The sequence below is a fragment of the Cognatundibacterium rugosum genome, assembly GCF_014284365.1.
GTDB lineage: Bacteria > Pseudomonadota > Gammaproteobacteria > Burkholderiales > Burkholderiaceae_D > Undibacterium > Undibacterium rugosum.
In genome coordinates this window covers 144,776-154,029 of sequence record NZ_JACOGG010000012.1, presented here as the reverse complement: position 1 = coordinate 154,029, position 9,254 = coordinate 144,776, and the positions used below count along the sequence as shown (strand labels likewise).

Sequence of the window (9,254 nt, the reverse complement as noted above, 5' to 3'; positions counted from 1 at the left end):
CCGGTGGCGCTGCCTTGGTGAAGGTCGGGTTTTCCGGTTTCTGGTTGGTCACCGCAGAAATGGTGTTCTGTGGCTGTACCTGTGGCTGGACCTGCACTTCCGGCGGCGGAATGAATGGTGGCGGTGGAGCCAGCAGTTTCGGCGGCGGTGGTGGTGGCGTGTCTGGTGGTGGCGGAGGCGGTTTGACCTCTTCCACGATTTTTGTTTCTAGGGGCTTTTGAACGATTTCAACGAGTTTGGTGCCCAGGCCATTGGCCAGTGCGTACACCAATACCGCGTGAAATGCCACTACCAGCCCTATGCCCAGGAACTTCTTACCCGGCTCTTGCTGGCGATCTGAAAAATCCATTCCGACTGTCTCCTCAATCTAAGAATACGAAGGCGCTAATAATAACCGCTGTTGAATAAAAAATTTCGTCTAATGACTGAAAACTTTTCATATTTTTTGTACTTAAGCCAGAATTTTTCCAAATATAGAAACATTTACAGAAAATTTTTCGATTCTGTCATGTACTTTATGGGCTAAATATTAATTCTGCTTGTCGCCATCTTGGCGTTCTGTCATGAGCTGGATAGATACTCCTCCTGTGCAAAAATAGATCGCTGAAATTCAGTATCACATAAATTCCCGCGACTGGATATTGGTTGATCACTAGATCTTAATTTAATTTAATTCTATCAATGTGCTGATGCTACGTTGAGGAACATAAAATGCTGCGCTTGCCGCGTCATACCTGGCTTCCTGTGCAATTCTGCGATCCCCTGCCACGGTATTCTGATGCACAGGATGCAGTTGTAAAGGCAGATTTTTAAGTTCAGGAATCTGTATCGATTGTGCTGTAGCGGCGCTGTTAAAGATGACGATGATGCGACGGTAGGCTTCGCCGGGTAAATGACTTCCGTCGAGCTGCATGGCAATTAATGCCGGATTTTGTTGTGAGCCGGTATTAAAGAAGCGCAGGCGCTGACTGATCTCTGCAGCATCGTTAAGCCGGAACAGGCTTGAACTTTGCCTGATTTTCAACAAATCCAGTACAGCTGCCTTGGTGCTCAGGATGGCAGCCTGCGTTGCTTGGATAGTGTGATTCGTTAGCAGGGAGCGTAATAGCGGATAAAACTGCTGATTATCTTTAGCGGGTGGTAGCCCGCGTCCGTAGCCATTGCTGCGATAGCTCCAGTCGAGGACATTAAACCAGTCACCGGAATTATAGCTATTACTATCCATAGATTTTGAGCGCAGGATTTCGCTGCCCGCGTGCAGGTAGGGTATGCCCTGACTCAATAATGTGAAGCCCAGACCGAGTACCTGTACCCGCATTCTGTCCTCGGGGGTGCTGTTCTCTGGTAGTTTGTAGACATTCAGATCAAACAAGGTCTGATTGTCGTGGTTCTCTACGTAATTGACTACTTCACCTGGTTGACTCGCATAGCCAGCAGGCTGACCGTTGTAATCGATATCTTGCAGACGCTGTACCGTATCATCTGCAGTTTGCATGCGATAGCTGGCGACAGATCCGGCCAGACCCAGTCGCACCATATCTGCAGCACGCATTTTTTCTTGCTGCGTGTATGCCTGAGCTATGCTGCTGTTCGGACGATCGAGCAAGCCATTGATGTAGCCCTGGCGCTGTCTGACGCTGTCCGCTGTATCGCCGTGACCACCACCACGCAATGCATCCCGCGCGCGGTCGCTGAAAGTCGCAATCTGGCTGCCATTTAGGGACAGTTGGCTGGCTTGTACAAAGCGCTGATTATTGGCGACCTCGCCAAAGTTCCAGCCCTCACCGATCAATTGTATGGCGCGCCCGTTATCGGCTGCCAGTTGATCCCTGAGTTGTTCCATCACAGCACGTGGCTGATGTCCCATTAAATCAAAGCGGAAGGAATCAATCTGATATTGCTTGGCCCATAGGCGAACCGAATCCGTCATCAGCTTGGCCATCATCATGTGTTCAGTGGCTGTATTGCCACAAGGCTGGCAAGTGGAGTCTTCGATTTTTCCGCTTGAATTCAGGCGATGATAGTAGCCGGGCACGATACGATCCAATACGGAGCGTGCATGTTGACCAGTGTAGGCAGTATGGTTGTAGACCACATCCATACCCACCCTGAGTCCAGCCTGATGCAGGGCCATCACCAGTTGGCGGAATTCGCGGATTCTGGCGGCGCCATCTTCGGGATTGCTGGCATAGCTGCCTTCTGGTGCACTGTAGTGGTAAGGGTCATAGCCCCAGTTGAAGCAGTCGCGGTCAGCGATTTTTGCGATCAGGGTTTGCGCTTTAGGATCAGCGCCTTTGCTGTTGATGCGCGGGTTGATGCAGTTTTTTTCCGGGATCGTCGCAATGTCAAACACGGGCAACAGATGGACATCGGTCAGGCCGGCCTGGCTTAATTCTTTCAGGTGCCGCATGCCATTGGAATTCGTGTGGGTGAACGCCAAAAACTTACCCCGGTCACGACGCGGCACGCTGTCATCTGAAATCGAGAAATCCCTGACATGCAATTCATAGATCGCCATGTCTGTAGCCGTTTTAACGCGCTGCGGGCGTTGCTGCTGATCCCACCCGGCCGGTTTTAAGTGGGCTGCATTTAAGTCGGCGATATAGCTGCGTTGCGAGTCGGTATTGAGGCTGATGGAGTACGGGTCTGTGACCAGGTTACGTACGATACCGGTGCCCGGCACATACACGTCCACCAGATAGCGATAGTAATGGCCGGATAAATTTTGCTTCAGTGCCGTATGCCAGATACCAAGTGCAGCGTCAACATGCATGGGGCTGAGCTGGCTCGCATACGCTTTTCCGTTCTTATAAATGCAGGCCGCCACTTGTGTGGCAGTCGGTGCCCATAGTGCAAAATGCGCTCCTGTACTTTGCCCGTTCAGCGCGTTAAGGCGCACCCCCAGCGTTGCTTGTTGTGCTTCTGCATATAAGGTGTCGAGTGCAGCCGGGTGTTGCAGATGCGTGTAGCCGATGACCTTTCCCTTGGCATCTTCTTTCACGATGATGAGTTGCGAGCGCAGTAGTTGCTGTACGTGACCGGAGTCTTGTTGTAGCTGAAATTGCAGCCCTGCAGGCAGATACTGAAATTGTGCCTGCGCTGGTTTGGTTGTGCTGTGCGTGAGTGGTGTCAGCGTCAGCTTGCCATCCTCACCTTGCATACTGCCATCCTGCGCGACGTGTAATCTTGCCGAGTTCGAATAGTAAAGGCGGAAATGAGCATCAGTGTCCGTTGTTTGCTCTGACCAGTGGATCAGATTGGCGCTCAGCCATTGTGCGCTGGCGTCGTTTTGTGGGAGCTGGCTGACTTGCAAAACTGCCTGGTGGCTGCGCATGTCGCAATCCTTCAGGCCTGGTGTGGACTTAGTTGCATTGGTGCCAGCCCAGCTTGATGTGCTGGCTGCTAGTAATAGCATAAGTGCTGCGGGGAATCGTATGGCACGCAATAAGGAAAGTGTCTCGGTCATTATGATTTTGTAGTTAAGTAGTTTGACTACATTGGTCTTCTCGGAAATTTAACATTATTACGTCTTCAGGGGAAGAGAAATGCCTCTTTTTTCAAGAGTAATAGACGGGGTATGAAAAAAATAGACAGCGTCCATGATTAAATGTAGTATTCCTACATATTGTGTGCTGACACTGTGGTCGGCCATCTGTGGCTCACTATTGCCCCAGAAAATTTTTTAAGTGAGAAAACGGTGCAGGAAATCACAACGCAAGCTTACGTGACCCCCCGCTTGCTGGCCGATATAGGTGGCACAAACGCACGTTTTGCTATCGAAGTCGCTCCGCAGCGATTTGAGCGGGTGCAGGTATTGGCCTGTAATGCCTACCCGGATTTGCGCAGCGCGATTCTGGCTTATCTGCAATGGATTCAACAGGACAGTTTGTGCAGTGACGGTATTGCGGACGCGGCGATTGCAATTGCTAATCCTGTCGTGGGTGATATCGTCAGTATGACCAATCATCACTGGCGTTTTTCTATCCAGGAGCTGAAGCGCTCATTGCAGTTGAATACGCTGCTGGTGGTGAATGATTTCACTGCACTGGCGATGGCCTTGCCACATCTTAGTGTCAGCGAAAAAGTACAGATAGGTGGAGGTACTGCGCAGCCCGCTAAGGTGATAGGCCTGCTCGGCGCCGGAACCGGACTAGGTGTATCTGGCATTATTCCCTGCGGTCAGCGCTGGATACCGTTGTGCAGTGAGGGCGGGCATGTCACTTATTCACCTGTTGATAAGCTGGAGACCAGGATACTGGAGCGTATCTGGCGCGATTTTCCTCATGTTTCTGCTGAGCGCCTGATCTCTGGTATGGGCATAGAACTGTTGTATCGTGTGATCGCTGAATTGAGTGACGTGGAACTGAACATGCCGTTGAGCGCCGCGGAGATCAGTCAGCATGCATTGGATGGCAGTTGCGCACTATCTCATCAGACGATGTCGCTGTTCTGCGCTATGCTGGGTACGGTCGCAGGTAATCTGGCGATGACGCTGGGTGCGGGTGGCGGGATCTATATAGGCGGTGGCATCGTACCCCGGCTGGGTGATTTTTTTATACAGTCTGCCTTCCGTCAGCGCTTTGAAGCCAAGGGTCGCTTTTCTGCATTTTTGGCTCAGATTCCGACTTTCCTGATTACGGCACAATATCCCGCCTTTCTGGGCGTGGCAGCGATATTGGATGAGCATCTGCGCGATCAGAAGTGTAGTTAGGCAAAGAGTGAAGTGTATATCCGTACTATATCGGTATAGCCTGTCATCGTCAGAACAGGCTGACGCGGCGTGGCAACTGGATATCCTGATAAAAAGACGGAAAAGAGACAACAGAATATGAACACAAGTAAGAATTTCCCAAGTACGGCTCTATCTGCACAGACGGCGCAATGGTGGCGTGAAGCAGTGATTTATCAGGTGTATCCACGCAGTTTTGCGGACAGCAATGGTGATGGTATCGGTGATTTGCCAGGCATCACTGCACGACTTGATTACATCGCTGCGCTGGGTGTCGATATCGTCTGGATTTCCCCATTTTTTAAATCGCCTATGGCTGATTTCGGATACGATGTTTCCGATTATTGTGATGTCGATCCGCTGTTTGGAACTTTGCGGGATTTCGACCTTTTGCTGGAAAAAGCACATAGTCTCGGTCTCAAAATTATGATCGATCAGGTGTTGTCGCATTGTTCGGATCAGCATCCCTGGTTTATTGAAAGCCGTGAGAGCCGTGACAATCCGAAAGCAGACTGGTACGTCTGGGCTGATCCACGTGCGGATGGGAATCCGCCGAATAACTGGTTATCGGTATTTGGCGGCTCATCCTGGCAGTGGGATGCACGTCGCCGTCAGTATTATCTGCATAATTTTCTGACCAGTCAGCCAGATCTGAACTTCCATCATCCTGAAGTACAGCAGGCGCATTTGGATGCGATGCGTTTCTGGCTTGAGCGTGGTGTGGACGGCTTCCGTCTGGACGCCTGTAATTTCCATTTCCATGATCAGCAGTTACGCAGTAATCCACCCGCAAGCAGCCGGGATACCAAGACAGTGCAGGATACCAATCCTTACGGCATGCAAGCGCATATTTACGATAAGACTCAGCCCGAAAATCTGGCTTTTTTGCAGCGTGTGCGCACCTTGCTGAATGAATACGGTGCAGTTGCTATCGGTGAAGTCGGCGCTGACGATTCGCTGGCTGTGATGGCGCAATATACGGAAGGCGATGACAAACTGCATATGGCCTACAGCTTCAATTTGTTGACGCCATCGGTTACTGCAGGCTATATCCGCGAACAGGTTGAGCAATACGAGTCGCGCGTCAAAGGTGGCTGGGTCTCCTGGTCTGTCGGCAATCACGACGTGGCACGTGTGATGTCGCGTTGGGGTGGGACCGATGCAAGCCCGGCATTTGCAAAAATGATGTATGCCTTACAAATGGCTTTACGTGGCACGCCTTGCCTGTATCAAGGCGATGAGCTGGGCCTGACCGAAGCTGATATTGCGTTCGAAGATATTCAGGACCCGTACGGTAAAACCTTCTGGCCAGAATTCAAGGGGCGTGATGGTTGTCGCACACCTATGCCGTGGCAGGCAGCTGCACAGTATGCTGGTTTTTCCACCCATAAACCATGGCTGCCTGTACCTGCTGAACATTTGCCTAAGGCGGCGGACCAGCAGGAATCCGATCCACAATCGGTGCTGCATTATGTACGCCATATTTTACGCTGGCGTAAGCAGCAGGCTGTTTTGTTACATGGTGATATACGCTTCCTCGATGCGCCTGAACCGGTTCTATTGTTAGTGCGTCGTCTGGGTGAGCAGCAAATGTTTGCAGCCTTTAATTTATCACCGCAAGCAGTGACTTTGCAGGTGCCGGAGATTGTTGCGGCCACTACGCTGGATGCCGTACAGCTGCCCTTTGAGCGTCATGGAACAACGCTGACATTACCGGCCTGGGGTGGCTGGTTTGGTCAGGAATGCCACTAAACAGACGTGTACATCATGCGACACTGGCTGACGGGATGTCTTTTGCAGTTACTGACACTGAGTGTCATGGCAGCTGATGCCTTGCCCTCGGTGGTTAGCGGTCAGATTGAGCGTCTTTCTGCATTCAGTTCGCGCTATGTCGGCGCGCGTCATATTGATGTCTGGCTGCCGCCGGGTTATGACCGTCAACACCGTTACCCTGTGATTTACATGCACGATGGTCAGGCCTTATTCGATCCTGCTGTGAGCTGGAACAAGCAGGCATGGCAGGTGGATCGTGTGGCTGGCCAGCTGATACAGGATGCGCAAATCGAAGCGCCTATCATCGTCGGAATCTGGAATGCGGGCATCTTACGACCTGCTGAATACTTGCCCGAAAAAGCCATGCAATTCCTGAACCCGGATACCAGGCAGGCGCCGATGAATAGCAGGGACTTGCCTGAACTGATGGCAGACCGCTACCTGAAATTTTTGACAGAAGAACTCAAGCCAGAAATTGACCGCCGTTATCCTACCCGTAGCGATGCTGCGCATACCATGCTGATGGGATCCAGTATGGGCGGCCTGATTTCTTTGTATGCAATGAGCGAATACCCGCAAGTGTTTGGTGCGGCAGCCTGTCTGTCTACCCACTGGACCGGAATTTTTGAGCAAAACGCCTCTGTTCCGCTGGCCCTGTTTCAATACTGGTCTGTGCATTTGCCGGATGCGGCTCAGCATCGTTTATATATGGATTACGGCACTGAAACGCTGGATGCTTTATACCCCGTGCATCAGCAGTTTTTTGATGTGCTGGTACGCGAAAAAGGCTATACCGGTGAACGCTATATGAGTCGTGCGTTTCCCGGTGCCGCACATACCGAAACAGACTGGTCGCTACGCTTATCTTTACCTCTGCGCTTTTTACTCGGCAAATCTGCGCCAGCACCGTGAGTGCATGAAATTGGGCTTATTTCCCACGCAGGTAAACATTGTCGTCGAAGGTCAGTAACCATGCAGGACGATATACCGCAAAGATGGTGACCAGAAAACCCACCAGAAATGCTTCTCCCCATGCCAGCAACAGCATGTAGGCAATTGCATCGGCAGGAAGTTTGGCATCGGGGAACAGCAGGCTGCGTAACAGCATCGTGCTGATACCTACACTTGCATTGACCAGTAAAGCGCCAAAGAAGCCATTGCCGAATAAATACACAAACATATGATGTGGCAGGTATTGCTGCGTCTTTTTCAGCAGTAAATCACTGAACCAGCACGGAATTATCGCCAGCAACAAGATGTTTGCCCCCAGATTCGCCCAGCTGCCCTCGTATTCAAACGTGTATAGCGCGATCGCAATACTGATGCCCGTGAGTGCAAGATGGCGTCCAAACATCAGGCTAAATAGCGCAACGCCGCTCAGATGGAGATGCAAATCGGGCATTACCGGAACCCGCATACGCCAGATCAGGGCCAGCAGAATAATGCTGGCGCACCAGGCTGAAAAAACAGTGGGCTGCTCCAGTTGAACTTTGGACGCGGAGCGTATTGCGTGCAGTAGTGCCAGCGCTGCCGGGGCTCCCAGCAGTATTGCCCAGAGCGGACTTAGCGGACTATAAAAAATTCCCATGATGTTTTCTCCTGGTTCGTTTATAGCATAGTCACGCTGTATCTATTTTGCACTGGCGCATAGCGTGAAGCAGAAAAGACCATCAGGCAGTGGATGGTATGGCGAACTCACCTTCTTGAGCGCGCACTTCATCACGTATTAAGCCGAACTGACGCCGGTAACGCGAGGGGCTGCAGTGTATCGATTGCCGGAAATGATGGCGCATGCTTACTTCTGAGCCAAAGCCACAGTGCTCCGCGATTTGGGGTAGTGACAGAGTGGTCTCTTCTAATAATTCACAAGCGCTGGCAATGCGTTCCCGGATCAGCCATGCGCCCGGAGGCATGCCCGTGCTTTCAGTGAACTGGCGTTGCAGAGTGCGTATGCTGACTGCCGCGATCCTGGCCATGGTCGCGAGCGTATAACGTTGCCCTGGCGCTGCACGGATTTGCTGCATCAGAATTTGTAGCCCACCAGCCCCGGCCGGTAAGACCGGGCGAGGTAAATATTGGGCCTGACCACCATCACGATGACCGGATACCACCATGCGGCGGGCCACCAGATTCGCAATGCGGTCACCATGATCGTTGCGTACAAGGTGTAACAACATATCGATTCCTGCTGCAGATCCGGCCGACGTCACAATATTGCCTTCATCAACATATAAAACATTTTGATTGACGCGAATCGCAGGAAACTTTCGCTGTAAATCTGCAGCATACCGCCAGTGGGTGGTGGCAGTTTTCCCATCCAGCAGACCTGCAGCAGCCAGCACAAAAACGCCGGAGCAGATGGAGGCCATTCTGGCGCCGCGTGCTGCTGCCGCTGACAAGGCCTGCGTCAGTTCAATTGGAACCGGCACGTCCACACCCTGCCAACCCGGAATGATGATGCTATCTGCGCGGGCCAGTAAGCTCAGGTCATGCTCACATTGGACATGCAAACCGCCCGCAGCCCGCATGCTGTGTGGTGTCAGGCTGCACACAGCAAACTGGTACCACTCGGTTTGTAATTCCGGTCTGTGCAGCGCAAAAACCTCGCTCACGCAACCAAATTCGAAAGTGCACAGGCTGTCATAGGCGAGTGCTGCAACCAGGTGATTTTTCATGGCGTAATCTTAACGTAAATTGGCATATGCGCCACTGGTGATCGCGCCGGATACACGGCAAACTGCAATCTGTACTT

Annotated in this window: 6 protein-coding genes and 1 pseudogene; 3 read left to right on the top strand and 4 right to left on the bottom strand. The window is 51.8% G+C overall.

The genetic code is table 11. The features are described 5' to 3' along the window. Nucleotides 1-349: pseudogene (locus tag H8K47_RS12590) on the bottom strand (energy transducer TonB); the annotation flags it as partial. Between the two features lie 315 nt (nt 350-664). Next, complete coding sequence (locus tag H8K47_RS12585; protein ID WP_186881759.1) at nt 665-3,415, bottom strand: alpha-1,6-glucosidase domain-containing protein; 2,751 nt, start codon at nt 3,413-3,415, stop codon at nt 665-667. Between the two features lie 282 nt (nt 3,416-3,697). Between H8K47_RS12585 and H8K47_RS12580 the strand changes: the two genes are divergently transcribed. From H8K47_RS12580 to H8K47_RS12570, 3 genes are all read left to right on the top strand, one after another. Then, the gene (locus H8K47_RS12580) at nt 3,698-4,711 is read left to right on the top strand and encodes a glucokinase (RefSeq protein ID WP_186881758.1); all 1,014 of its coding nucleotides are present in this window, start codon (nt 3,698-3,700) and stop codon (nt 4,709-4,711) included. 117 nt (nt 4,712-4,828) lie between these two features. After that, a complete protein-coding gene (locus tag H8K47_RS12575) occupies nt 4,829-6,481 on the top strand; it encodes an alpha-glucosidase family protein (protein WP_186881757.1) in 1,653 nt (550 codons plus the stop codon). 42 nt (nt 6,482-6,523) lie between these two features. After that, nucleotides 6,524-7,414, top strand: a complete 891-nt coding sequence (locus tag H8K47_RS12570) for an alpha/beta hydrolase (protein WP_222612789.1) — start codon at nt 6,524-6,526, stop codon at nt 7,412-7,414. Between the two features lie 16 nt (nt 7,415-7,430). On the opposite strand, the gene H8K47_RS12565 is transcribed toward H8K47_RS12570, so the two are convergent. Beyond that, nucleotides 7,431-8,090: an energy-coupling factor ABC transporter permease gene (locus tag H8K47_RS12565; RefSeq protein ID WP_186881755.1), complete on the bottom strand. Its 660-nt coding sequence runs from the start codon at nt 8,088-8,090 to the stop codon at nt 7,431-7,433. A gap of 82 nt (nt 8,091-8,172) precedes the next feature. After that, the gene (gene ftrA / locus H8K47_RS12560; protein WP_186881754.1) at nt 8,173-9,177 is read right to left on the bottom strand and encodes a transcriptional regulator FtrA; all 1,005 of its coding nucleotides are present in this window, start codon (nt 9,175-9,177) and stop codon (nt 8,173-8,175) included. Nucleotides 9,178-9,254 lie beyond the last annotated feature (77 nt).